The sequence below is a fragment of the Bacillus sp. AFS098217 genome, from assembly GCF_002551815.1.
Taxonomy (GTDB): domain Bacteria; phylum Bacillota; class Bacilli; order Bacillales; family Bacillaceae_G; genus Bacillus_A.
In genome coordinates this window covers 1-422 of record NZ_NVPR01000156.1, presented here as the reverse complement: position 1 = coordinate 422, position 422 = coordinate 1, and the positions used below count along the sequence as shown (strand labels likewise).

At 38.4% G+C, this 422-nt stretch carries 1 protein-coding gene; it reads left to right on the top strand.

What is annotated here, in order from left to right; translation table 11 throughout:
• A partial coding sequence (locus COO03_RS23965; RefSeq protein ID WP_373605264.1) for an alanine dehydrogenase occupies positions 1-422 on the top strand: 422 nt, incomplete at both ends.

The window sequence follows — 422 nt, the reverse complement described above, 5'->3', positions numbered from 1 at the left end:
ATTTTCGGTAACCAAGTAAAAACGTTAATGTCTAACCCTTACAACATTGCAGAAGCTGTAAAAGAATCTGATCTTGTAATCGGTGCGGTATTAATTCCAGGTGCAAAAGCGCCAAAACTTGTAACAGAAGAAATGATTAAATCAATGGAACCAGGTTCTGTTGTAGTAGATATCGCGATTGACCAAGGTGGTATTTTCGAAACAACTGACCGCATTACAACTCATGATAACCCAACTTATGAAAAACACGGCGTTGTTCATTATGCAGTTGCAAACATGCCAGGTGCGGTTCCACGTACATCAACTCTTGCATTAACAAACGTAACAGTGCCATATGCAGTACAAATTGCAAAAAAAGGCTACAAAGAATCTTGCCTAAGCAACTCTGCATTATTAAAAGGTCTTAATACATTAGACGGCTA